The following is a 22,965-nucleotide window of genomic DNA, read 5'->3' as shown; positions in this document are numbered from 1 at the left end:
CATGTCAACCCTTGAGATCCGCGACCTGCACGTCGCCGTCGAGGACAAAGAAATCCTGCGCGGCGTCAACCTGACCGTGAAGGCGGGCCAGACCCACGCCATCATGGGCCCGAACGGCTCGGGTAAGTCGACGCTCGCCTACGCGATCGCCGGTCATCCCAAATACACGATCACCGGCGGCCAGGTGCTGCTCGACGGCGTGGACCTGCTGGAGCTGTCGGTCGACGAGCGGGCCCGCGCCGGCCTGTTCCTGGCCATGCAGTATCCCGTCGAGGTCCCCGGCGTGTCGGTGTCGAACTTCCTGCGCTCGGCCGTCACCTCCGTCCGCGGCGAGGCGCCCAAGCTGCGCGAGTTCGCCAAGGACCTCAAGAAGGGCATGGACGCGCTGTCCATCGACGCGGCCTTCGCCCAGCGCAACCTCAACGAGGGCTTCTCCGGCGGCGAGAAGAAGCGCCACGAGATCCTCCAGATGGAGCTGCTCAAGCCGAAGATCGCGGTGCTCGACGAGACCGACTCCGGCCTCGACGTGGACGCGCTGCGCGTGGTGTCGGAGGGCATCAACCGCTTCCGCGCCTCCGGCGAGACCGGCGTGCTGCTGATCACGCACTACACCCGCATCCTGCGCTACGTGAAGCCGGACTTCGTGCACGTCTTCGCGGCCGGCAGGATCGTCGAGGAGGGCGGACCGGAGCTGGCCGACAAGCTCGAGGCCGAGGGCTACGAGCAGTACACGAAGGCGTCTGCATGACTTCCGTCAGCTTCGATGTGGAGAAGATCAGGAAAGACTTCCCGATCTTCTCCCGCGAGCTGCCCGACGGGCGACCGCTCGTCTATCTCGACTCGGGCAACTCTTCACAGAAGCCCAACCAGGTCATCGAGACCATGCGTGACCACCTGGCGCTGCACTACAGCAACGTCGGGCGGGCCATGCACGTGCTGGGCGCTGAGTCCACCGACGCCTACGAGAGCGCTCGCGACAGGATCGCCGCCTTCGTCGGGGCGCCGTCGCGCGACGAGGTGATCTTCACCAAGAACGCCTCCGAGGCGCTCAACCTGGTCGCGTACGCGTTCGGCAACCCCTCCAACACCGACCCGCGCTTCACGCTCGGCCCCGGCGACGAGATCGTCATCTCCGAGATGGAGCACCACTCCAACATCGTGCCGTGGCAGCTGCTCGTGCAGCGCACCGGCGCGACGCTGAAGTGGTTCGGCGTCACCGACGACGGGCGGCTCGACTACGCGCCCGATCTGATCACCGAGCGGACGAAGATCGTCTCGATCGCCCACCAGTCCAACGTGCTCGGCACCGTCAACCCGGTCGCCGAAGTGGCCAGGCGGGCGCACGAGGTCGGCGCGCTGATCATGCTGGACGCCTCCCAGTCCGTGCCGCACCACCCGGTGAACGTCACCGAACTGGGCGCCGACTTCGTGGCCTTCACGGGTCACAAGATGGTCGGCCCCTCGGGCATCGGCGTGCTCTGGGGCCGGGGCGAGCTGCTCGACGCCATGCCCCCGTTCCTGGGCGGCGGCGAGATGATCGAGGCGGTCTGGATGGACCGCTCGACGTACGCGCCGCTCCCGCACAAGTTCGAGGCGGGCACGCCGCCGATCGTCGAGGCCATCGGGCTCGGCGCGGCCGTGGACTACCTCACCGAGGTCGGTATGGACGCCATCGAGGCGCACGAGCGCGAGCTGACGGCCTACGCGCTCGACGCCCTGCGCGCGGTGCCCACCCTGCGCATCATCGGCCCGCAGACGCTGGAGCAGCGCGGCGGCACGGTGTCGTTCACGCTGGAGGGCATCCACCCGCACGACGTCGGGCAGATCCTGGACGACCAGTTCGGCGTCGCCGTACGCGTCGGGCACCACTGCGCCCGGCCGCTGCACCTGCGGTTCGGAATACCGGCGACCACGCGGGCGTCGTTCTACCTGTACAACACCACGGGCGAGATCGATGCCCTGGTGCGTGGCCTCCATCACGTTCAGAAGGTGTTCGCATAGCCATGATCGGCGAGTCGATGTACCAGGAGCTGATCCTGGAACACTACAAGCACCCTCAGGGGCGAGGGCTGCGCGAGCCGTACGACGCTGAGGTTCACCACGTGAACCCCACGTGCGGCGACGAGATCACGCTCCGGGTCAAGGTGGGCGACGCCGGCAAGATCCTGGACGTCTCCTACGACGGGCAGGGCTGCTCGATCAGCCAGGCCGCCGCCTCCGTGCTGCACGAGCTGGCCACCGGCTCGACCGTCCAGGAGTCGCTGTCGGTGGTGGATGAGTTCACCAGGCTCATGCAGGGCAGGGGACAGGTGGAGGCCGACGAGGACGTGCTCGGCGACGCGGTGGCGTTCGCGGGCGTGGCCAAGTTCCCGGCACGCGTTAAGTGTGCGTTGCTTTCCTGGATGGCCTACAAAGACGCTGTTGTGAGGAGCGCCCAATGAGCAAGCCTGTGGAGACTCCGACCGACTTCGACGGCGAGACGACCGTCGAGGAGGTCATGGAGGCTCTCAAGGACGTCGTCGACCCCGAGCTCGGCATCAACGTCGTCGACCTGGGGCTCATCTACGGGCTCAACCTCGACCCGTCCGACGGGGGCCGGCCCGTGGCGACCATCGACATGACGCTGACCAGCGCGGCCTGCCCGCTGACCGACGTCATCGAGGACCAGGCCCACTCGGCGCTGGACGGCATGGTCTCCGACGTGAAGATCAACTGGGTCTGGCTGCCGCCGTGGGGCCCGGACAAGATCACCGATGAGGGGCGCGAGCAGCTCCGTATGCTAGGCTTCAACGTCTGATCTTTTTTAGCTGTCATGGCTGACGTAAATCGTCAGCCGTTTCAGCGTGCCATCGAGGGTTTTCGGAAGGTCCAAACCCGTCCGGGAAATATCCGATAACATCCCGGCGTTGGTAAGAGATACACCACGCCTCATCGCGCGTCTCGCGCCGCCTGCGGCCGGTGCCCGGTGTATCCCCCCCTTTATGGGACCCGCCCCGTGGCGGGCGTACTGAACCCCTGTACGGCCTATGCCGTACGTCCCGGCTCGTCCTTTCGCAGAAGTGACGCGCCACTTCGACGGAAAGGCACGATTTTTCGTGACCATGCTTGACGCTGTCATGCCCGCATTCGATGAGGCCGGCGCCGGCTCGCTCGACGAGACCGCCCGCATCCCGGGCCCGTCCGAGTTCGAGCTGCTCGGCCTGCCGAAGCCGCTCATCACCGGGCTGTCCCGGCAGGGCATCGACAGTCCCTTCCCCATCCAGAGCGCGACGATCCCCGACGTGCTCGCCGGGCATGACGTGCTCGGCCGCGGCCAGACCGGCTCGGGCAAGACCCTCGCCTTCGGTCTGCCCACCATGGCCCGCATCTCCGGCGTGAAGCCCGCGCCTGGGCGTCCGCGCGCCATGATCCTCGTGCCGACCAGGGAGCTCGCGCTCCAGGTGCACGACGCACTCGAACCCCTCGGCCGCGGCCTCGGGCTGCGCATGAAGGTCATCGTCGGCGGCATGTCCATGGGCAAGCAGATCGAGGCGCTGCGGCGCGGCGTCGACATCGTCATCGCCACCCCCGGTCGCCTCGGCGACCTGATCCGGCAGGGCGAGTGCTCGCTGTCCGAGGTCGAGGTGAGCGTCCTGGACGAGGCCGACCACATGTGTGACCTCGGCTTCTTCCCCGTCGTCACCGAGCTGCTCGCGCAGACCGCGCCCGGCGGGCAGCGGCTGCTGTTCTCCGCCACGCTCGACGGCGACGTCGACAAGCTGGTGAAGCGCTTCCTCAAGAACCCCATCACGCACTCCGTGGCGCCCGCGACCTCGCCGGTCGACACCATGGAGCACCACGTGATTCAGGTCACGCGCGATGACAAGTTCGACGTCACCGCCGAGATCGCCAATCGCGAGGGTCGTACGATCATCTTCGTCAAGACCCAGCACGGCGTGGACCGGCTGTGCAAGCAGCTGGCCAGGGTCGGCGTCAAGGCCGGCGGCCTGCACGGCGGCAAGCGCCAGAACCAGCGCACCCGGATCCTCGCGGAGTTCCGCGAAGGCTCCGTCAACGTGCTGGTCTGCACCGACGTCGCGGCGCGCGGCATCCACGTCGACAACATCAGCCTGGTGCTGCACGTGGACCCGCCCCAGGACCACAAGAGCTACCTGCACCGGGGCGGCCGCACGGCCCGCGCCGGCGAGAAGGGCACCGTCGTCACGCTGGTGTTGCCCAACGAGCGCCGCTCGACCGACGCGCTCACCCGGCGCGCCGGGATCCACCCGTTCCGCCTGAAGGCCACCCCGGGTAACCCGCGGCTCGCCGAGGTGACGGGCGCCCGCATTCCCAGCGGCGAGGCCATCCCCGTGTGGGAGCCCGACGTCCGCAAGCCGCTGCGGGCTCGTCGCGAGGGTGGCCACAGCACGGAGCGTCGCGGGGGACGGCGTCCGCGCCGCGAGTTCGACGGTGACCGCCGCCCGCGGCGTCACGAGGACGGCGAGCGGCCGGCGGTGTCCGGTGACGACCGCCGTCCGCGCCGCGAGTTCGACGGCGATCGCCGCCCGCGGCGCCACGCCGACGGTGAGCGGCCGTTCGGGCAGCCGGCGGAGCCGCGCACGTTCGGTGACGACCGGCAGAGCGGTGGCAACCGCTCGGACGACCGGCCGCGTGGCGGATACCGCTCCGACGACCGGCCGCTCCGGCAGGACGACCGGGGCGGCTACCGCTCCGACGAGCGCCGCCTCCACCCCGAGGACCGTGGACCGCGCGCCGGCGGTTCCCGTGACGGGCAGCGTGGTGGCGCTTTCCGGCCGGACGACCGCGGCCCCCGCACCGGCGCCGACCGCGGCCGCCCGTTCTCGGCCGACCGCGACCGCGTCCGCTCTGACGAGCGCGCCCCGCGCGACGGCTACCGCTCCGGCGGCACCCGGCCGGACGCCGCTGCCACCGGTGGCGGCCGTACGGACGAGCGTGGCAACGGCGGCTTCCGCCGCAACTCGGGTCGTCGTTTCGAGCGCTGACTCGGCCCCCGGCCTTCCGCCGGGACGCTGACCTGCCCGCCACATCTCCGCAAGGGGGTGTGGCGGGCATTGCCGTTTCCGGGCACAGACCTGCCCGCTGCACCATGCGCCCGCCCGGCCTCGGGCGGGCGCGCCCACCGGCCGGTGGCGGGCGGCTCACCCCGGTGGCGCGTCGCCTGCCCGGCCGGCCAGGCGCCGGCCCAGACGCTGCCCGGGCAGCTCCAGCCAGCGGTGGCTCAGCCAACTGACAGGCACCAGCACCCCGAGCACCAGCGCGCCGATGCCGATCTGCGTGCCCAGCGGCGCCCATCGCATCTCCCCGACCAGGTGCATGACGACGAGCAGCACCGGCAGATGGACCAGGTAGAGGGAATAGCTGATGACCCCGAGCCGGGCCAGGAAGGCGGGCACCCGCCTATCCCGCAACGCCATCGCCACGGCGAAGGTGGCGGCGGCCAGGACGATGGTCAGGCTCCACACCGGCGGCCGCACCCACCACCACCCGGCAGACAGGGCCCACACCGGCGTGGCGGCCACCAGCACCGCCGCGACGCCCACCGGCCACAACCGGCCCTGCCCGCGCTCCCACCGATAGATCGCCGTGCCGGCGAGCATGACCGCCACGATCACCGCACCGAACCACGGCACCCGGCTGCTCAACAGCAGCAACCCCACCGCCATCGCGCCCAGCACCGCACTGGCGGTTCGTACGGCGCGCCCCGACAGCACACACGCCAGGCCCGCGGCGAAGACGGCCAGCGACAGCCAGGCCAGCCAGGGCCCCGACAGCGGCGCCGCGGACCACACCAGCCCGGCCACACAGCCGGCCAGCGCGAACACGACCGGCAGGACGCCGCGCCCATCCCGTACCCCGAGCACGAACAGCGCTGCCGTCAGCAGGTAGAAGACCATCTCATACGACAGCGTCCACATGGTGTTCAGCACGCCGCCCATCCCCACCGCATCCAGCAGCATCGTGGCGTGCGCGGCCACCGCCGAGGCATCGCGGGGCACCTCCGGCCGGATCCCGATCCACGGCGACAGCGCCACCATCAGTACGATCACCGCCAGATACAGCGGATACAGGCGAAAGACGCGGCCGATCCAAAACGCCCGCACATCCCCGCGCCGCTCCAGCGAATGCGGGATGATGTAGCCGCTGACCAGGAAGAACACCAGGACCCCGTAGACGCCCAGGTTGAACGCGGTAGGGCGTAACCAGGGCATGGCCCACGTCGTCAGATGCTCACCCACCACAGCCAGCGCACCGATGCCACGCAGCGCGTCCAGCCACCCCAGCCGGGAAGGCACCTGAGCGGTTTGGGAGATATTGGCCGGGGCGGTCACCATATGAGCCAACGTATCGAACAGACCATCCTCGAACCGTCTCATTGTCACAGCCGCCCACCGCCATCCCGCTTCCACCGTCCGGCCCCACGCCGCCCGGCGCCCCTGTGGACCATTCAGCCGTCGCGGGCTCCACGCGGCCGGGGCGGCGACGGACTTGCGTGTGAGCTCGTTTTCCTGTCCGATGTCTTGTCGTGAACGAGGGCGTGCGGGTTAAATGAACCGGTAAATCCCAAGGACGGCCGATGAAGCGACCCACGATCGACGACATCGCGCGCCGGGCCGGTGTCTCGAAGGGGGCGGTGTCCTTCGCGTTGAACGGCCGCCCCGGCGTCTCCAGCGAGACCCGCCGCCGCATCCAGGCCATCGCCGCAGATCTGGGCTGGCAGCCCAACAGCCTGGCGCGGGCTCTTTTCGACGGCAGGCCGGACGTGCTGGGCCTGGTCGTGGACCGGCCGGCGCGCACGCTGGGGCTGGAGCCGTTCTTCATGCAGCTCATCTCCGGCATCGAGGCCACGTTGTCGGCGGCGTCCGTCGGGCTGCTGCTGCAGATGACCGAGGACCACGAGGCCGAGATCGCGATCTATCGGAAATGGTGGGCGCAGCACCGGGTGGCCGGGGTGTTCGTCGTGGACCTGCGGAAAGAGGACGCCCGGATCGCCGTGCTGGAAGAGCTGCGGCTGCCCGCCGTGGTCATCGGCGGCCCCGCGGGCACAGGGCGGCTGCCCGCCGTCTGGAGCGACGACGCCGGCGCGATCGGCCTCGTGGTCGAGCACCTGGCAGGGCTTGGGCACCGCAGGATCGCCAGGATCGCGGGGCCGGGGGAGCTCAGGCACACCGTCGTCAGGACCGCGGCCATGCGGGCGGCCGCCGCCAGGCTGGGCGTCGAGAGCGTCACCGTGCACACCGACTACAGCGGCGAAGGCGGCGAGCGCGCCACACTCGATCTGCTGCGCAGGCCCGAGAGGCCGACCGCCATCGTGTACGACAACGACGTGATGGCCGTCGCGGGCACCGCCGCCGCCCGTGAGGCGGGGTTCTCGGTGCCCGCCCAGCTGTCCGTGGTGGCCTGGGACGACTCCGCCCTGTGCCTGCTGGCCCGGCCGCACCTGACGGCGGTGAGCAGAGACATCGCCGCGTTCGGGGCCCACGCCGCCCGCTCCCTGCTCGACCTGGTCCAGGGCCACGAGGTGGGCGACACGCAGCAGGCCAATCCGCGCCTGGTCAACCGGGGGAGCACGGCCCCTTGTCATGAACCGATTCAGTAACCGAGCAGAAATCTCGCCGACCAGCCATTGCAACTAAACGGGTTTAGTGGTGGCATGTCCGTCAATCCCCGCTGCTCAAGCCCGGAGGGTTGATGACCCCGTTCCGTCCCCTGCATGAAGCCTGGATCGTCCGCTCGGCGAGCGGCGACGTGCGAGCCCCGGCCACGGTCCCCGGCTGCGTGCACACCGACCTGCTCGCCGCGGGCCTGATCCCCGATCCCTACCTCGACGACAACGAGGCCCGCCTGTCCTGGATCGGGCGTACCGAATGGTGTTACGAGACGGAGTTCTCGTGGGACGGCACCGAGCACGAGCGTACCGATCTGGTGTGCGAGGGGCTCGACACCGTGGCCGCCATCGAGCTCAACGGCGTTCGCGTGGGCGAGGCCGCGAACATGCACCGCTCCTACAGGTTCGACGTCCGCCACGCGCTGCGTACCGGGAACAACCGGCTGACGGTCACGTTCGGGTCGGCGCTCGAGTACGCCGAGCGGCTGAGGGAGGAGCTCGGCGACCGGCCGGGCGCCTACACCGAGCCCTACAACTTCATCAGGAAGATGGCCTGCAACTTCGGCTGGGACTGGGGCCCGACGCTGGTCACGGCGGGCATCTGGAAGCCGATCGGGCTGCACGAGTGGAGCGCTGAGCGGCTGGCCTCCGTACGGCCCGTGGTGAGCGTCGAAGACGGCGTCGCCAGGGTCGCCGTGCACGTCGAGGTCGAGCGGGCGGCATCCACCTCGATCAGCGGCAGGCCCTCGATGGGAGCGCTCACAAACGACCCGCGGGAGGAGCTGCGGATCACCGCCTCCATCTGCGGCAGGTCGGAAATGAGAGCGCTCACAGACGGCGACACCGCCGTGCTGGAGATCGAGGTTCCGCAGCCCGAGCTGTGGTGGCCGCGCGGGTACGGCGAGCAGCCCCTGCACGAGCTGACCGTGACGCTCGGCGACGGGCTCGACGTGTGGCAGCAGAAGATCGGGTTCAGGGCCGTCGAGCTCGACACGTCCGGCGGCGCCTTCACCATCGAGGTCAACGGCCGCCCGGTCTTCGCCAAGGGCGTCAACTGGATCCCCGACGACTGCTTCCCGGCCAGGATCGATCGCGACCGCTACGCCGCGCGGCTCGCGCAGGCGTGCGAGGCCGGGGTCAACCTGGTGCGCATCTGGGGCGGCGGGCTCTACGAGAGCGACGACTTCTACGACCTGTGCGACGAGCTGGGGCTGCTGGTCTGGCAGGACTTCGCGTTCGCCTGCGCCGCCTATCCGGAGGAGGAGCCGCTGCGCTCGGAGGTCGAGGCCGAGGCCCGGGAGAACGTCACGCGCCTCATGCGGCACCCGAGCCTGGCCCTGTGGTGCGGCAACAACGAGAACATCTGGGGCCTGTTCGACTGGGGCTGGCGCAAACGGCTGGCCGGGCGCAGCTGGGGCGAGGGCTACTACCTCGACCTGCTGCCCGGGATCGTGGCCGCGCTCGATCCCGGTACGCCGTACTGGCCGGGCAGCCCGTACTCCGGGTCGATGGAGCTCCACCCGAATGACCCTGAGCACCACAACATGCACATCTGGGACGTCTGGAACGAACGCGACTACACCGCGTACCGCGAATACCGGCCCCGGTTCGTCTCGGAGTTCGGCTTCCAGGGCCCCGCGACGTACGCGACGATCAAGCGGGCCATCCACGACGAGCCCCTCACGCCCGGCTCGCCCGGGATGCGCCACCACCAGAAGGCCATCGACGGCGAGCTCAAGCTGGCCGCGGGGCTCAAGGCCCACTTCCCGCCGCCGGCCGCCTTCGACGACTGGCACTACCTGACGCAGGTCAATCAGGCCAGGGCGATCCAGCTCGGCGTCGAGCACTTCAGGTCGCTGTGGCCGCACTGCGCGGGCACCATCGTCTGGCAGCTCAACGACTGCTGGCCGGTCACGTCCTGGGCGGCGATCGACGGCGACGGGCGCAGGAAACCGATGTTCCACGCGCTGCGCCGGGCGTACGCCGACCGCCTGCTGACCGTCCAGCCGCGCGACGGCGGGCTCGCGGTGGTGGCCGTCAACGACACCGACGAGCCGTGGGCGGGCACCGCGCGGGCCGTGCGGCTCGGGGTGGACGGCGCCGAGCTGCAGGCCGAGAGCTTCGGGCTGGAGGTGCCCGCGCGCGGCGCGGTGACCGTGCCGCTGGCCGTGGGCGAGCCGGGCGACCCCGCCAGGGAGCTGGTCGCGGTGAGCGTGGGGGAGTCCAGGGCGCTGTGGTTCTTCCTGCCGGACAAGGACCTCGACCTGCCCGAGGGGCGGTGCACGGTGACGGTCGAGGGGGGCGACGTCGTGGTCAGCGCCCACACGCTGGTGCGGGACCTGGCGATCTTCCCCGACCGGGTGCACCCCGACGCCGAGGTGGACGACCAGCTCATCACCCTGCTGCCCGGAGAAAGCCATCGCTTCCGGATAAATCGGGAAATCGGGGCTGATGTGCCGGTGAGGTGGACGAACGACCGATGAGGCGTTACGGGTTCAACCTCCAATGGATGTTCTGGAAGGATCCGGGCGTCGAGCCGGCCAAGACCGACGAGCGCGTCCTGGACGCGATCGCCTCCTGGGGCTTCGACTTCGTACGGATGCCGTGCGACTACCGCTTCTGGACCACCGGCCTGGACTACGCCGACCCCGACGAGCGGGTGCTGGAGATCCTCGACTCCTACCTGGCCGCCTGCTCTGAGCGGGACCTGCACCTGTCGCTCAACCTGCACCGCGCCCCCGGCTATGTGATCACCCAGTGGGAGAGCGAGCGCCACAACCTGTGGGCCGACCGCGAGGCGCAGGACGGGTTCACCGCGATCTGGCGCACCTTCGCCCGCCGCTACCGCGGCGTCACCCCGGACCGGCTCTCCTTCGACCTCGTCAACGAGCCCCCCGACGTCGGGCAGCGCGGCTTCACCCGGGCGGCGCACGAAGCGGTGATCCGCAGAGTCGTGGCCGAGATCCAGGGGATCGACCGGGACCGCCCGATCGTGATCGACGGGCTCGGCGGCGGCCACCTCGCCATGCCGGAGCTCGCCGACCTCAACGTGACCCACAGCACGCGGGGCTACCAGCCCTTCGGCGTCAGCCACTACAAGGCGCCGTGGGTGGAGGGGGCGGACGCGCTGCCGGAGCCCCGCTACCCCGGCGCGGAGTGGGACCGGGCCGCGCTCGGCGACTTCTACCGGCCGTGGCGGGAGATCGACGCGCCCGTCCACGTGGGCGAGTTCGGCTGCTACGACCAGACCCCGGACGACGTCGCCCAGCGCTGGCTGACCGATCTGCTCGGCGAGTTCGCCTCCTATGGCTGGGGCTACGCGCTGTGGCAGTTCGAGGGCCCCTTCGGAGTGGTCGGCCACCGCCGTCCCGGCGCCCGCTTCGAGCCCTTGGACGGCTTCCTCGTCGACCGCCCGCTCCTCGACCTCCTGCAGGGACACCGCCTCCCTGCCTGAACCCCCCTGGGAGAAGTAGATGAGAAGAACCCAACTCGTCGTGGCAGCCGCCGCGCTCGCCCTCCTCACCGCATGCTCGGGCGGCGGCGTGCCCCTGACCGCCGGCACCACCGCCCCCTCCTCCGGCCCTGCCTCCTCCTCCGGAGGCGCCGCCAAGGACACGTTCGTGAACGTCGTCGGCGGGACCGGCCAGTTCAACGAGAACCTCAACCCCCTCGTCCAGGGCACCCCCAACCTCATGGGCACGACGGGGATGCTCTACGAGACGCTGATGTTCTTCAACCAGTCGAAGTCGGGTGACATCCAGCCGCTGCTGGCCACCAAGTACGAGTTCGGCGACGAGGGCAAGTCGATCACCTTCACCCTCCGCGAGGGCGTCAAGTGGAGCGACGGCAAGCCGTTCACCGCCGAGGACGTCGCCTTCAACTTCACCTACCGCCGGGACAACAAGGAACTGAACGCGGCCGGCACCAACATCAAGGACGCCGAGGTCCTCAGCCCCACCCAGGTGAAGATCACCTTCACCGAGAAGATGTACACGAACCTGTGGAACGTGGCGGGCAACACCTACATCGTGCCCAAGCACATCTGGGAGAAGATCGACAAGCCCACCAAGGACACCAACACCAAGCCGGTCGGCACCGGCCCGTTCATGATGGGCGAGTTCACGCCGCAGAGCTACACGTTCGTCAAGAACCCGAGCCACTGGGACACCGGCAAGCCCAAGATCGCCGGGCTGCGCTTCTGGTCGTACAACAACAATGACGCCTCCCTGCAGGCGCTGATCAGCGGGCAGCTCGACTGGGGCGGCATGTTCATGGCCGACCCCGACAAGCAGTTCGTGGCCAAGGACCCCGAGCACAACACCTACAAGAACGAGTCCCACCTCTACATCACCAACCTGGTGCCGAACCTGACCAAGGCGCCCATGAACGACCTGGCCGTGCGCCAGGCCGTCAACTTCGCGCTCGACCGCGACAAGATCATCGAATTGGCGTTCGCCGGGCTCGGCAAGCCGGTCAGCCCGGTGGGCGTGGTGCTGCCGCTCTTCCAGGAGTACGTCTCGCCCAAGCACGCCGCGCTGAAGCTGGAGTTCAACCAGGACAAGGCCCGCCAGACCCTCGAGGCGGCCGGATACGCCAAGGACGGCGACGGCTTCTACGCCAAGGACGGCAAGCGCCTGTCCATCACCTGCCACCTGGTGACCGGCTGGACCGACTACGTCTCGGCCGCCCAGGTCATCAAGCAGCAGCTCAAAGAGGTCGGCATCGAGTTCAAGTCGAAGGAGGTCTCCTTCAACGCCTTCATCGACATGCAGCAGAAGGGCGACTTCCAGCTGATGATGTGGAACGCCTGGGGCGGCCCGCACCCGTACTACATGTACAACAACATCCTCAACAGCAAGAACCTCCCCCCGGCCAACCAGAACATGGCCCGCTACAAGAACCCCGCCGTGGACGCCGCGCTGAAGACCATCGCCGACACCCCGCCGGAGCAGACGGACGCGATCAAGCAGGCGATCTACACCATCCAGGACGCGGTCGTGGCCGACCTGCCCTACATCCCGCTGCAGCAGTCCAGCTCCCTGGCCGAGTTCCGGAGCGCCAACGTCACCGGATGGCCCAGCGAGCAGAACCCGTACGCGCTCGGCCTGCCCTTCTCCCACCCCGACAACGGCATCGTGGCCAAGAATTTGCAGCCCGCGAACTAGCCCGGACCGGGGCGCGAGCCCCGGTCCCCTCGGGGAGAACCACATGGCATACCTTTGGCGCAAGCTCGGGTTCTACGCGGTGGCGCTGTGGGCGGCACTGACGATCAACTTCCTCATCCCACGCCTGATCAGGGGCAACCCGGTCGACATCATCCTGTCGCGGTTCCAGGCCAAGCAGCCGCCGCCTCCGGAGTTCCGCAAGACCCTGGAGATCATGTTCGGGGTCAGCAACGACCCGCTGTGGGTCCAGTACTTCGCCTACCTGCGCCAGCTGGCCACCGGCAACCTCGGCACCTCCGTCACCTACTACCCCACCCCGGTGGGCACGGTGATCGGCCAGGCGATGCCCTGGACGCTCGGCCTGGTGTCGATCTCACTGCTCATCACCGTCGGGCTCGGCGTCGGCCTCGGCATGGTGGCCGGGTGGCGGCGGGGGAGCTGGCTGGACGGGCTGATCCCGTCCACGACGTTCCTGGCCGCGATCCCGTACTTCTGGCTGGCGCTGCTCCTGCTGTTCTTCCTCGGCGCCGGGCTCGGCTGGTTCCCGCTGAACGGCGCCTACGACTACGCCAACGTGCGCATGGGCTTCACCGGCGGCTTCATCGGCAGCGTGCTCTACCACGGCGCCCTGCCCGCGCTCACGCTGGTGATCTCCGGCATCGCGGGCTGGATGCTCGGCATGCGCAACATGATGGTCTCGACCATGGCCGAGGACTACGTGGTCATGGCGCAGGCCAAAGGGCTGCGGCCGCGCCGGGTGATGGTCGCGTACGCGGCCCGCAACGCCGTGCTGCCCAGCGTGACCGGATTCGCGATCACGCTCGGCTTCTTCGTCGGCGGCCAGGTCGCCACCGAAGTCGTCTTCTCCTACCCCGGCGTCGGCTTCGCACTGCTGCAGGCCGTCGGCAGCGCCGACTACCCGCTCATGCAGGGCCTCTTCCTGATGATCTCGGTGGCCGTGCTGGCCGCCAACCTCCTGGTCGATCTGCTGTACGGGCTGATCGACCCCCGAGTGCGGAAGGCGGGCTGAGGCCGTGACCGCAGTAGTGACCCTGGCCGCTCCGCAGGACCGGCGGCTGCTCGGCCTGCCGAAATCCGGCAAGCTCGTCGCCGGGCTGGCGATCGTCGGCTTCTTCGCCGTGCTCGCCGTCGTCGGCCCCATGCTGGCCGGTGACCCTGAGGCCCTCGTGGGCGGGCGGCTCGAAACGCCTTCGGCGGAGCTGTGGCTCGGCTCGACCGACACCGGGCAGAGCGTGCTGGCCCAGCTGCTGCACGCCACGCGCGGGTCGATGCTGATCGGCGTGATCGCCGGCGTGCTGGGGACGGCGGCCTCCCTGCTCGTCGGCGTCGTCGGCGGCTATTTCGGCGGCTGGCTGGACGAGGCGTTCTCCCTGCTCAGCAACGTCGCGCTGGTCATCCCCACACTGCCGCTGCTGATCCTCGTCGCCGACTACGTCGAGGACAGCGGCCCGTTCACCTACGCCCTGATCATCTCCATGATCAGCTGGGCGGGCCCGGCGCGGGTCATCCGCTCCCAGGTCATGTCACTGCGCAACCGCGACTACGTGGACGCGGCCCGGGTGAGCGGCGAATCAGGCTGGCGGATCATGGTCTTCCAGATCCTGCCGAACCTCGTCCCCGTCATCGCCTCCGGCTTCGTCTGGGCGATCATCGGCGCCATCCTCACCGAGTCGGGGCTGTCCGCACTCGGCCTCGGCGGCGGCGCGGTCAGCTCCTGGGGCGCGATGCTCTACTTCGCCCAGAACGGCTCCGCGCTCTCGATGGGCGCCTGGTGGTGGTTCGTGCCGCCGGGGCTGTTCATCGCCGCGCTCGGCACCGGACTCTCGCTGATCAACTTCAGCATCGACGAGCTGATGAACCCGCGACTGCGAAAGGCGGCCGCATGAACGACCCCGTCCTGACCGTACGCAATCTGAGCGTGGCCTACGGCCGGACCCGCGCGGTCCGGGACGTCAGCTTCGACCTCGGCCGCGGCCAGGTCCTCGGCATCGCGGGCGAGAGCGGCTGCGGCAAGTCGACACTGGCGTACGCGATCAACCGGCTGTTGCAGCCGCCCGGCCGCACCACCTCCGGCGAGGTCGTCTTCCGCCCCAAGGGCGGCGACCCGATCGACGTGCTCGCCCTGGAAGGCGAGGCGCTGCGGCGATTCCGCTGGCGGCGGGTGGCCATGGTGTTCCAGAGCGCCATGAACGCGCTCAACCCCGTGCTCAGCATCCGCCGCCAGCTCCACGACGTGTTCACCACCCACGAGCCGTCGATGTCGAAGCGCGAGCGGGAGGAACGCTCGCGGGAACTGCTGGAGCTGGTCGGCATCGACCCGGGCCGCATCGGCTCCTTCCCGCACGAGCTGTCGGGCGGCATGCGGCAGCGGGTGCTGATCGCGATGGCGATGGCGCTCAATCCCGACGTGGTCGTCCTGGACGAGCCCACGACGGCGCTGGACGTGGTGGTGCAGCGCGACATCCTGGAGGAGATCGACCGGCTGCGGGAGATGTTCGGCTTCGCCGTGATCTTCATCACGCACGACCTGTCGATGCTGCTGGAGATCAGCGACCATCTCGCGATCATGTACGGCGGCCGCATCGTCGAGTACGGCACCAGCAAGGACACCCTCCGCAACCCGCGCCACCCGTACACGGTGGGCCTGCTCAACTCCTTCCCCAGCCTGCGCGGCGAGCGCCAGGCGCTGCACGGCATCCCCGGCAGCCCGCCCGACCTGTCGCAGGAGATCACCGGCTGCTCGTTCGCGCCCCGCTGCCCGTACACCTTCGAGGGCTGCCACACCCACGAGCCCGAGCTCGACACCATCCAGGACTCCCTGGTGGCCTGCCTGCAGTACGACCGCAGGCTGCACCCCGCCCGCCCCGACAAGCGCCTGCTGGAGCGGCGCTTCGAGTACGCCGAGCCCGAGCTTTCCGAGCACGAGGTGACCTCATGACGTCGATGACGGTCAGCCACCTGAGCAAGACCTTCAAGCTGGCCAGGAAGGAATACCTGAAGGCGGTCGACGACGTCTCCTTCGAGCTGCGTTCCGGCGAGACCACCGCGCTGGTGGGGGAGAGCGGCAGCGGCAAGTCGACCATCGCCCGCATGCTGGCCAGGCTGGTCAAGCCCACCGCCGGCGAGATCCTGCTGGAGACGTCGAACTACCGCAAAGACGTGCAGATGGTCTTCCAGGACCCGTTCTCGTCGCTCAATCCGGCCCACACGATCGGCTACCACCTGCGCCGCCCCCTGCAGATCCACAAGCAGCCGGGGACGGCCGAGGAACTGCTGGAGCGGGTCAATCTGCCGGCCGCGTTCGCCGGTAGGTATCCGCACGAGCTGTCCGGCGGCCAGCGGCAGCGGGTGGCGATCGCCAGGGCGCTGGCGCCGCGCCCCAAGGTGCTGCTGGCCGACGAGCCGGTCTCGATGCTGGACGTGTCGATCAGGCTGGAGATACTCAACCTGATCGACCGGCTCAAGCGGGAGGAGGACCTGGCGGTGCTCTACGTCACCCACGACCTGGCCACGGCGCGGCACTTCGCCCGCGACATCATGGTCATGTACCGGGGGCAGATCGTCGAGCGCGGACCCGCCGACGACGTCATCCTCACGCCGCGGCACCCGTACACCATGCTGCTGGCCGCGGCCGCCCCCGACCCCTGGGCGGCGCACGAGGGCACCCGGCCGCCCCGCCAGGAGCGCAGGAACGGGCCGCCGGTCTCCAGCGGGTGCCTGTTCCGCAACCGCTGCCCGCACGCCGCCGACGCCTGCGCCGAGGAGATCGCCGTGCGCGGCGAGGAGCACCTCGTCCGCTGCGTCCTGCCGGCCGTTCCCGCCCCCTGAACAGGAGCACTCGTGTTCGTCGACATGCCACTCCCGCAACTGCGGGAATACCTCCCCGAACGCGTCGAGCCCGCCGACTTCGACGACTTCTGGCAGCGCACGCTCACCGAGGCCCGCACCCACGACCTCGCCCCCGCCTTCACCTCCGTGCCGTCCGACCTGACCAGCGCCGAGGTGTACGACGTCACCTTCGCCGGGTTCGGCGGCCACCCGATCAAGGGCTGGCTCCTCGTTCCCCGGCACGCCGCCGGGCCGGTGCCGTGCGTCGTCGAGTACCAGGGCTACGGCGGCGGCCGCGGGCTGCCGATCGACTGGCTGCTGTGGCCCAGCTTCGGCTACGCGGTCTTCGCCATGGACAGCAGGGGCCAGGGCGCCGGCGGCTGGCGCCGCGGCGACACCGCCGACCCCTTCCCCGGCACCGGGCCGCAGACGCCCGGCGTCATGACCAGCGGCATCCACGACCCGGACGCCTACTACTACCGGCGGCTCTACACCGACGCCGTGCGCGCCGTCGAGGCCGCCAGGGCGCACCCCATGGTGGGGGCGGTCGCGGTCGGCGGCGCCAGCCAGGGCGGCGCCATCGCGCTGGCCGCCTCCGCGCTGGTGCCCGGCCTCGCCTGCGCCTTCCTGGACGTGCCCTTCATGTGCCACATCAGGCACGCCACCCAGATCACCGCCGAATACCCCTACGCGGAGATCGCCGCCTACTGTCGGGCGCTCAAGGACCGGGTGGAACCGGTCTTCGAGACGTTGGCGTATTTCGACGGGGTCAACTTCGCCGCCCGCGCCACCACGCCCGCGCTGTTCTCGGTCGGGCTGCAGGACGGGATCACGCCGCCGTCCACGGTGTTCGCCGCCTACAACCACTACGCCGGCGAGAAGGACATCCGGGTCTACCCGTACAACGGGCACGAGGGCGGCGAAGCCACCCACACCATGGAGAAGGTTGCGAAAGCGAAAAAGGTGCTCGGATGATGGACGCCGTCTCGCGTGGCGGACGCGAGGCGGCGTTACTCTCTCGCGCAGACTAGGCTTGTGAAGCACGTCAGCCGACACCGAGAGAGACCATGAAGACCTTCGAAGAGCTGTTCGCCGAGCTGTCAGAGAAGGCCAGGACCCGGCCCGCGGGCTCGGGCACCGTGGCCGCGCTCGACGCCGGCGTCCATGCCATCGGCAAGAAGGTCGTCGAGGAGGCCGCCGAGAGCTGGATGGCCGCCGAGCACGAGTCAGACGACAGGGCAGCCGAGGAGATCTCGCAGCTTCTCTACCATGTGCAGGTGCTCATGATCGCCAAGGGCATCAGCCTCGATCAGGTCTACAAGCATCTCTAAGGCGCCCAGCGCCCACCGCCGCCCCTGGAGAAGCGACAGAAATCGAGGACCTGACCATGCTGCGTCTGGCAGTACCCAACAAGGGCGCGCTCAGCGAGGCCGCCCAGCACATGCTCAAAGAGGCCGGCTACCGCTCCCGCAGGGACAGCAAGGAACTGGTCGTCGTCGACCAGGACAGCGGCTGCGAGCTGTTCTTCCTGCGACCCCGCGACATCGCCGTCTACGTCGGGGAGGGCACCCTCGACGTCGGCATCACCGGCCGTGACATGCTGATCGACTCCGGCGCGCCGGTCGAGGAGATCATGCCGCTCGGCTTCGGCGGCTCCACCTTCCGCCTGGCCACCACGGCGGGCACGATGACGTCCGTCAAGGACCTGGAGGGCCGGCGCATCGCCACCTCCTACGCGGGCCTGCTGGAGAAATACCTGTCCGACGAGGGCGTGGACGCCCGAGTGATCAAGCTGGACGGCGCCGTCGAGACCGCCATCAGGCTCGGCGTGGCCGACGCGGTCGCCGACGTCGTGGAGACCGGCACCACGCTGCGCAACGTCGGCCTGGAGGTGTTCGGCGAGCCGATCATGCGCTCCGAGGGCGTGCTGATCAAGCAGCAGAGCGCGCCGGACACACCCGGCGTCGACCAGCTCGTACGCCGCATCCAAGGAGTCGTGCACGCCCGCGACTTCGTCATGATGGACTACGACATCCGTGCCGAGCGGATCGAAGAGGCCATCGCGCTGACGCCCGGCATGGAGGGCCCCACGGTCTCGCCGCTGCACCGCGAGGGCTGGGTCGCCGTCCGCGCCATGGTCCGGCGCAAGGGCCACCAGCAGGTGATGGACCAGCTGTGGGACATCGGCGCACGAGCCATCCTGGTCACCGACATCTACGCCTGCCGCCTCTGATCTCTGCCCCGATAGTCCGGCCGTGACCCGAGGTGCGTCACGGCCGGCTCATCGCAGTCCCGCCACCGCCTTGATCGCCTGGTCCACCTGCTCCGGCGTGGTCACGATGCTGGGGCCGAACCGCAGCAGCGGCGCGTTGTACGGCGTGACGCTCGCGATCACCTTCTGCGCGTGCAGCCGCTCCACCGCTTGCATCGGCTGCATGTCCCTGATCGAGCAGCACACCAGCCCGGCCGACAGCTCCGGCGACTCGGGCGTGGCCAGGGTGACGTGCGGGATCTCCCGCAGACCCGCCTTGAGCCTGGTGGCCAGCTCCTGCGTGCGCTGCTGGACGCGGTCCTTGCCGATCGCGGTCATGAATCCGAACGCCTGCGGCATCGCCCACCGGTGTTCGAACGCCTTGAAGCCGCCCGGCGTGACCAATTCGGCGGTGTTCTTGGCCGGAACGCCGCCGCTCTGCCAGGCGAGGAAGGCGCCCTGGCTGAAGCTCGGGATGATCGGTGCGATCACGTCCCAGGCCTTGCCCCACACGATGCCCGTGCCGCGCGGGCCGAACAGCCACTTGTGCGTGCCGCTGGCCAGGAAGTCGCAGCCCAGGTCCGTCACCTCGGCGGCCATCGCGCCGAACCCGTGCACCCCGTCCACGCACAGCAGCGCCCGGTCGCGCTCGTCCCGGCCCCTGTTGACCTCGGCCAGCAGGTCGGCGATGGCGCGGACCGGCACGCGGACGCCGGTGCTCGAATGCACCCAGGTGACCGCCACCACCCTGGTTCGCGGGCCGAGCCCCTGCTTGATCGCCGACACCATGCGGTCGGCCGTGGCCTGCGCCGGGTCGTCGTACAGCCGTACCTTGCGCACCTTCGCGCCCGTGCGCTCGGCCAGCAGCCGCAGGCCCTCGTGGGTGGCGAGGAAGTCGTGCTCGGTGGTCAGCACGTCCTGGCCGGGGTGCAGTCTGATGCCGGAGTAGAGCAGGCCGAGGCCCATCGTGGTGCTGTCGGTCAGCGCTATCTGGCCCGGCTCGGCGCCCAGATAGCGGGCCGCGGCCTCGCGCGCCGCCTGGTCGGGGGCCTGGTTGCCGGGCGGGGTGTACTCGGGGTCGGCGTCCAGGCCGTCGCGGTAGGTCCGGATCGTCTCGCGCACCGGCGCCGGGGCCGGGGCCAGCACGAACGCCGCGAACTGCGCGTACGCGGGATCCATCGCGAACTGGGCCCTGACGGACGCCCAGTCGCCGGGGTCGAAGGCGGGCCTCTGCCGGGCGGGCGTGGGCGTGGACGTGCACGCGGCGACACCGGCCAGCACCCCCGTGCCGAGCAGGGCCCGTCTGTTCAGGCGCATGCACCTTTCCTATCCCGGCCGCGCCCCGCCGCCCAGGACCGCGCGCGAGTCGTTATCAGCTCCTGACCGAGATCACTTGTCTGATCAGATCGGACACGCGGACGATGCCCAGGCAGCGGTTCATCTCGTCGGTCACCACCAGGTCGTCGTAGACGCGGCCGGCGTCCCGGCCGGCCGCCTGCATGGCCGAGATGGCCGAGGCCGTACGCGGGACCGTGCGCGGCGGGTCGGCCAGCCGCTGGGCCGGCTTCGACCCGTGCAGGGCATGGCCGTAGCGGGCCGCGAACGACAGCAGGAACCGGCTGCGGTCCAGGCTGCCCTTCGGCCGCTGGTACTCGTCCACCAGGATCACGCTGGTGATCGTCGGCTCGTGCCCGAACGCCTTCACCACCTCCTCCGCCTTCGCCTCCGCGGACAGGGTCACCGCGGGGATCAGCAGTTCCTGGACGCGCGGGCCGAGCATGGCGCTGTCGGGCGGCTCGTCGAGCAGGGGGAGCGGCACCCGTACCTTTCCGTCGGGGCCGGGGGCGAGCAGCGGGCCGTGCGCGAGGCGGACGCCGAGGCCGTGGACCGCCGCCAACTGCGGCTCGCGCTCGACGCCCGGTGCCATCACGTGCGCGCCGATGCCGCGCGCCAGCGTCACCACCGACCGCGCCACCGCGGTCGCCCGGTGGTCGGCCGGGATGCGCGCCACCAGCTCGGGGTCGAGCGCCAGCAGGTACGGCGAGGAGTCCGTGACCAGTTCCAGCGACGCGCCGGCGGATCCCACGTCGGCGAAGCCCAGCAGATAGCCGATCGTGCGCAGGCCGTCGAGCCCGGCCTTCAGCAGCGGCCGGTCCTGCTCCTGGCACGAGCCGGTGACCAGCAGGATCGCCTCGCGCGGATGCCTGCCCACTCTGCGGAGCGCCTCGTGCAGCGGCGCGAGCGCGCCCGCGCCCGACAGCACCACCCGGATGGGCAGCTCCAGGATCATGGGCAGTGGGGCCGCCCTGAGCGTGCCCGTGGAGTCCACGACGGCGGGGTGCGCGATGACCGCGCCGGTGTCGAGGTCGACCATGGGGCTGGTGAGCAGGGAGGACACGTACAGATCGTGCTGGAGAGACAGGCGTCGCAGAAGCCTCCTGATACAGGGTTTACCGACATTTCCGCTTAGGTTCCCCGCCTGCTATGGGCAGGACGCCTTTCCGTTAGCCTTCGGGGCATGAGCGCGCGTCCGGCCAAGGGCGGCGGCCGGTGGGTCACGGTGCCGCCGGAGCGCCTGCACCCGTGGATCGACGGGTTCGCGGCCCGTCACGGGCCCTTCTCGGCCTCCGGTGACGACCAGGTCGTGCGGCTGCGTGCCGCCGACGGGGCCCTGGCCGAGCTGCACGTGCCCTTCCCGCCGATGACCGCGCCCGGGCCGCCGCACGTCACCCGCCTGGTCACGCACGCCAAGGCCGAGCGGCGGGTGGGGGTGGTCCTGGTGCGGCTCGGCGGATACGCGGCCGGCGTCTTCCACGGGTCCGCGCTTCTCGCCTCGAAGGTGGGGTCGCGGCTGGTGCAGGGACGCACGGCGGCGGGCGGGTGGTCGCAGCAGCGCTTCGCCAGGCGGCGAAGCAACCAGGCGGCCCAGGTGTTCGACGACGCGGTGGAGACGGCGGTGCGGGTGCTGTCGCCGTACCTGGGGGAGCTGGACGGGGTGGTGCTCGGCGGGGACCGGCGGGCGGTGGACGCGCTGCGGCCGGACCGGCGGCTGGCGCCCCTGCTCGCGCTGGAGACCGAGCCGTTCCTGGTGGTGCCCGACCCGAGGCTGGCGGTGCTGCGTGACACCCCGGCGTCGTTCCGCGCGGTGCGCGTGCGCGTGGTGGACCCACCCTGAATGCCAGGGCGGTGATCAGGCGAAGGCGTCCTTGTGGTCGGCGAGGAAGGCGGACAGGGGGCGGGGCGGGGCGGCCCGTCAGGTCCTCGACCGCCGTCGTGGTGGTCGCCCAGCGGCCGTCCCCGGTCTCGGCCATCAGCGCGGCCAGGTCGCCGGCGTGCGGCTGCGGGATGCCCCGCCGCTCCAGGTGCGCGGCCATCTCCGGAACCGGCAGGTCCACGTACCGGACCGGGCGGCCGAGCGCCGCGCTGATCTGCTCGGCGATCTGCTCGTGTGACAGGGACTCCGGGCCGGTGAGCACGTGGTCTGCGGCCGCTTCGGCCTGGCCGGTCAGCAGCGCCGCCGCCGCCTCGGCGACGTCCCTGGTGTCGATGTAGTTGACCGGCGTGGGGCCGTACGAGCCGTAGAAGCGGCCGTCCTGGACGTCGCGCGGCAGGTTCTGCATGAACCCGGTCGGCTGCAGGATCGCCCACGGGACGCCCGACTTCCTGAGGTGGAGGTCCACCGCGCCGTGCATGCCGCCGCCGAGCTTCGCGCCCGGCCTGGCATCCCGTACGGAGACCGCGACGATCTGCGCCACGCCCGCCTTCGCGGCCAGGTCGATCACCGCGCGGTGGGCGTCGATGAACCCCGGCCACAGCGAGCTGTTGAGGAACAGCCGGTCGCCGGCCGACAGCAGCTTGCCGATCGTCTCGGGCTCGTCGAAGTCGGCCAGTGCGCAGTCGCAGCCCAGATCCTGGGCGGGGCGCCGCACCACGGCGAGCCGGTCGTGCCCGCGCAGGCGCTGGATGAGGGCGCGGCCGATGGTGCCGGTTGCGCCGGTTATCACGATCATCTTGGCCTCCTAAGTGGAATATCGTATTCCGGTTACGTGGACGGTACACTAACCGGAATCGGA

General features: G+C 70.2%; 20 protein-coding genes and 1 pseudogene. 17 read left to right on the top strand and 4 right to left on the bottom strand.

The window, feature by feature from the left end; genetic code table 11:
* Window position 1 precedes the first annotated feature (1 nt).
* The 5 genes from sufC to ACTMTI_RS20405 all read left to right on the top strand — a co-directional run bounded on the left by sufC (window position 2) and on the right by ACTMTI_RS20405 (window position 5,003).
* Window positions 2–748 (top strand): Fe-S cluster assembly ATPase SufC, encoded by a 747-nt coding sequence (sufC, locus tag ACTMTI_RS20425; protein ID WP_441122017.1) that lies wholly within the window; start codon window positions 2–4, stop codon window positions 746–748.
* Window positions 745–2,001, top strand: coding sequence for a cysteine desulfurase (locus tag ACTMTI_RS20420; protein WP_441122016.1), 1,257 nt, complete (start codon window positions 745–747; stop codon window positions 1,999–2,001). The genes sufC and ACTMTI_RS20420 overlap by 4 nt, the downstream gene beginning before the upstream one ends.
* A gap of 2 nt (window positions 2,002–2,003) precedes the next feature.
* Complete coding sequence (gene sufU, locus ACTMTI_RS20415) at window positions 2,004–2,441, top strand: Fe-S cluster assembly sulfur transfer protein SufU (protein WP_441122014.1); 438 nt, start codon at window positions 2,004–2,006, stop codon at window positions 2,439–2,441.
* Window positions 2,438–2,797, top strand: a complete 360-nt coding sequence (locus tag ACTMTI_RS20410) for a metal-sulfur cluster assembly factor (protein WP_441122013.1) — start codon at window positions 2,438–2,440, stop codon at window positions 2,795–2,797. Before sufU ends, ACTMTI_RS20410 begins: the two co-directional genes overlap by 4 nt.
* A gap of 319 nt (window positions 2,798–3,116) precedes the next feature.
* Entirely contained in the window at window positions 3,117–5,003 is a 1,887-nt protein-coding gene (locus ACTMTI_RS20405; protein WP_441122012.1) for a DEAD/DEAH box helicase, read from the top strand.
* Window positions 5,004–5,159: 156 nt separating this feature from the next.
* Here ACTMTI_RS20405 and ACTMTI_RS20400 read toward each other — a convergent pair whose 3' ends face one another.
* Window positions 5,160–6,353, bottom strand: a complete 1,194-nt coding sequence (locus ACTMTI_RS20400; RefSeq protein ID WP_441122011.1) for an acyltransferase family protein — start codon at window positions 6,351–6,353, stop codon at window positions 5,160–5,162.
* A gap of 242 nt (window positions 6,354–6,595) precedes the next feature.
* On the opposite strand from ACTMTI_RS20400, the gene ACTMTI_RS20395 reads away from it, so the two are divergent.
* The 11 genes from ACTMTI_RS20395 to hisG all read left to right on the top strand — a co-directional run bounded on the left by ACTMTI_RS20395 (window position 6,596) and on the right by hisG (window position 18,874).
* A complete protein-coding gene (locus ACTMTI_RS20395) occupies window positions 6,596–7,618 on the top strand; it encodes a LacI family DNA-binding transcriptional regulator (protein ID WP_441122010.1) in 1,023 nt (340 codons plus the stop codon).
* 92 nt (window positions 7,619–7,710) lie between these two features.
* Window positions 7,711–10,110, top strand: coding sequence for a glycoside hydrolase family 2 protein (locus ACTMTI_RS20390; RefSeq protein ID WP_441122009.1), 2,400 nt, complete (start codon window positions 7,711–7,713; stop codon window positions 10,108–10,110).
* Window positions 10,107–11,081 carry a glycoside hydrolase family 5 protein gene (locus ACTMTI_RS20385; RefSeq protein WP_441122008.1) on the top strand — a complete coding sequence of 325 codons (975 nt, stop codon included), beginning with the start codon at window positions 10,107–10,109 and terminating at the stop codon, window positions 11,079–11,081. Before ACTMTI_RS20390 ends, ACTMTI_RS20385 begins: the two co-directional genes overlap by 4 nt.
* Window positions 11,082–11,100: 19 nt before the next feature.
* Complete coding sequence (locus ACTMTI_RS20380; protein ID WP_441122007.1) at window positions 11,101–12,792, top strand: ABC transporter substrate-binding protein; 1,692 nt, start codon at window positions 11,101–11,103, stop codon at window positions 12,790–12,792.
* A 43-nt stretch (window positions 12,793–12,835) separates the two neighbouring features.
* Window positions 12,836–13,822 carry an ABC transporter permease gene (locus ACTMTI_RS20375; protein WP_441122006.1) on the top strand — a complete coding sequence of 329 codons (987 nt, stop codon included), beginning with the start codon at window positions 12,836–12,838 and terminating at the stop codon, window positions 13,820–13,822.
* A 4-nt stretch (window positions 13,823–13,826) separates the two neighbouring features.
* Window positions 13,827–14,699 carry an ABC transporter permease gene (locus ACTMTI_RS20370; RefSeq protein ID WP_441122005.1) on the top strand — a complete coding sequence of 291 codons (873 nt, stop codon included), beginning with the start codon at window positions 13,827–13,829 and terminating at the stop codon, window positions 14,697–14,699.
* Entirely contained in the window at window positions 14,696–15,751 is a 1,056-nt protein-coding gene (locus tag ACTMTI_RS20365) for an ABC transporter ATP-binding protein (RefSeq protein ID WP_441122004.1), read from the top strand. The genes ACTMTI_RS20370 and ACTMTI_RS20365 overlap by 4 nt, the downstream gene beginning before the upstream one ends.
* Window positions 15,748–16,641, top strand: a complete 894-nt coding sequence (locus ACTMTI_RS20360; RefSeq protein WP_441122003.1) for an ABC transporter ATP-binding protein — start codon at window positions 15,748–15,750, stop codon at window positions 16,639–16,641. The genes ACTMTI_RS20365 and ACTMTI_RS20360 overlap by 4 nt, the downstream gene beginning before the upstream one ends.
* A gap of 12 nt (window positions 16,642–16,653) precedes the next feature.
* Window positions 16,654–17,616 (top strand): acetylxylan esterase, encoded by a 963-nt coding sequence (locus ACTMTI_RS20355; RefSeq protein ID WP_441122002.1) that lies wholly within the window; start codon window positions 16,654–16,656, stop codon window positions 17,614–17,616.
* 92 nt (window positions 17,617–17,708) lie between these two features.
* Window positions 17,709–17,972: a phosphoribosyl-ATP diphosphatase gene (locus ACTMTI_RS20350; protein ID WP_441122001.1), complete on the top strand. Its 264-nt coding sequence runs from the start codon at window positions 17,709–17,711 to the stop codon at window positions 17,970–17,972.
* Between the two features lie 56 nt (window positions 17,973–18,028).
* Entirely contained in the window at window positions 18,029–18,874 is an 846-nt protein-coding gene (gene hisG, locus ACTMTI_RS20345) for an ATP phosphoribosyltransferase (protein ID WP_441122000.1), read from the top strand.
* A 48-nt stretch (window positions 18,875–18,922) separates the two neighbouring features.
* On the opposite strand, the gene ACTMTI_RS20340 is transcribed toward hisG, so the two are convergent.
* Both ACTMTI_RS20340 and ACTMTI_RS20335 read right to left on the bottom strand, forming a co-directional pair.
* The gene (locus ACTMTI_RS20340; protein ID WP_441121999.1) at window positions 18,923–20,209 is read right to left on the bottom strand and encodes an aminotransferase class V-fold PLP-dependent enzyme; all 1,287 of its coding nucleotides are present in this window, start codon (window positions 20,207–20,209) and stop codon (window positions 18,923–18,925) included.
* A 55-nt stretch (window positions 20,210–20,264) separates the two neighbouring features.
* Window positions 20,265–21,290: an EAL domain-containing protein gene (locus ACTMTI_RS20335; RefSeq protein WP_441121998.1), complete on the bottom strand. Its 1,026-nt coding sequence runs from the start codon at window positions 21,288–21,290 to the stop codon at window positions 20,265–20,267.
* A 120-nt stretch (window positions 21,291–21,410) separates the two neighbouring features.
* Between ACTMTI_RS20335 and ACTMTI_RS20330 the strand changes: the two genes are divergently transcribed.
* Entirely contained in the window at window positions 21,411–22,067 is a 657-nt protein-coding gene (locus ACTMTI_RS20330) for an acVLRF1 family peptidyl-tRNA hydrolase (protein WP_441121997.1), read from the top strand.
* 178 nt (window positions 22,068–22,245) lie between these two features.
* Here the strand turns inward: ACTMTI_RS20330 and ACTMTI_RS20325 are convergent.
* A pseudogene (locus ACTMTI_RS20325) lies at window positions 22,246–22,902 on the bottom strand (NmrA family NAD(P)-binding protein); the annotation flags it as partial.
* Between the last annotated feature and the right edge of the window lie 63 nt (window positions 22,903–22,965).

The organism is Nonomuraea sp. H19 (assembly GCF_052068215.1).
Classification (GTDB): Bacteria; Actinomycetota; Actinomycetes; order Streptosporangiales; family Streptosporangiaceae; genus Nonomuraea.
The sequence above is the reverse complement of the archived record's forward strand: the minus strand, read 5'-3'. Positions and strand labels throughout refer to the sequence as shown.